The organism is Hymenobacter terrenus (assembly GCF_000972495.1).
GTDB lineage: Bacteria > Bacteroidota > Bacteroidia > Cytophagales > Hymenobacteraceae > Hymenobacter > Hymenobacter terrenus.
This window is the reverse complement of sequence record NZ_LATM01000102.1, coordinates 1-1,727: the sequence shown is the minus strand read 5'-3', so window position 1 is coordinate 1,727 and position 1,727 is coordinate 1. Positions and strand designations below refer to the sequence as shown.

The following is a 1,727-nucleotide window of genomic DNA, read 5'->3' as shown; positions in this document are numbered from 1 at the left end:
GTTTTCCTTCCGATAAATATAGAGGCTGTCCGCGTTGGCGCACTGGTACGTATTCCACGTCAGCAAACTACGGTTGAGGCCCGTGCTGGCATCTGGCACTGCCTGCAGATTTTGGGGCGCGGGACCTATCACGGTAATGCGCCACGTGCGCTCATCAATTAGTGGCGGGTTGGTAGCCGGCGGACCAGTTGGCGTATCCTGGGCTTTAAAGACCACCAGGTAGGGCAACCGGGCCACGTTATTGCAATCCGTCAGCCAGTTAAATGTGCCGCGCGCTACCGGCGGGCCCGCGGTGGTTTGGACGAATGTAGCCGGCGGGATAATGCCAGCGTAGGCAAACAAGCTGACAGCCGTCGGGGGGCTGCTTGGCGAACTGCCATCAGTAGCCGTAATCGCGCCCGTCACCGTTTGGCCAGCTATCACGCAAATGTCTGGCGGAATGGTAATAGTGGGCCGGATGTTACTGGTCGCCGAAACGGTAATCTGCATATCCCGGATAACTTCCCCAATGAGGCGTCGGCCCAGGGGGGTCCGTCGCCATTCCTCAACTACCATTGCTACGTTGTAGACGCCGACAGCAATGGGGGCATTCCAGGTTATCTGGCCCGTATTCACGTCCTGCGCGAAAATAGCCGCGGCACCCGGAACCCCCACTGGCACCCCCGGAAAATTCACTTGGACCGGTGGGGTGGTGGGGGTAATCGTAGGGTCATTGGGGTAACGAAAGTTCGGGACTATCTGCGCTATCGGGGTGTTGTTGCCGGTAGTGCCGGGGCAGGGCGAGCCCACTATATCCTGGGCCAACAGGGGTACTTGCTGGCTCGGCCGCAGCTTGAAGGCCAATGAGTCGCCATCGGCGTCATAGCCGCCGGGGTTGTGCAAAAACACCTGGCTCGTGGCGGCTTTATCAATAGCTGGGGCGGTTAGAATAGGTGAGCGGTTGCGACCCAGGGCCGGGTCTATGGTAATGCGGGTGCTGATGTAGAAAGACTGGTTGATGGAGTTATCCATGTTCAGCACCCCACCAATGCGGTTCTCGCCGACATAGCTGACGGTGAAGGTACCAACCGAGGGAAATTCGTGCTCAAACGTGTAGATATTAAGAGCCGTGTCGGTACTCCCTGGAATTGGCCGACGGCCCCCCACGCGGTCTACCCCCCGATAACAGCTGGACGTGCCATCCCCAAAAAAGATGGTCACTTTATCCTCATCTACCCCTGTCGAGGTAGTATAAAGAACCATCCTGAAAAAGATGCGCAGAGGATTGCCGGGGAAGGTGGTGTCGACCTTGGCCTGAATATCGCCGGCGCGAATGTGGGAAGCCCATGCTGCCTGGGTCCCCAGGCCAGCCCAAGCCACTAGTACCAGAGCCACGACTCGTGTCAAGGCCCTTATCCGAAGTAAAGAAATTTGTATCATATCGACTTGATAACGAGAAATGAGAAGAACGGTTTTCGCTACCCCGGCTTCGGAAGACAAGATTTTTTGTGTATCCCTGAGCGATAGAGGCCACTCTAAAACCAGAAAGCAAAGAAAAGAGCTATTACACCCCAAGAAGACCTCAATCAGTTGCAAAAAGACCTTGCAAGCGGCATAAGGTTTAGTTGCTGTCAAACCGTATCGGGGCCGCTCTGCGTAGAACGACCCCGATGCGGTTTAATTGTCTTGGCAGAGGTATGGTCAACGGACGATTTCGACCCATCCTTTGAAGGAGCGCTTGGTGTTGG

The 1,727-nt window shown here is 56.1% G+C and carries 1 pseudogene; it reads right to left on the bottom strand.

Going from position 1 to position 1,727, the window contains the following annotated elements:
• Window positions 1–1,419, bottom strand: a pseudogene (locus WX88_RS26635) (hypothetical protein); the annotation flags it as partial.
• Window positions 1,420–1,727 lie beyond the last annotated feature (308 nt).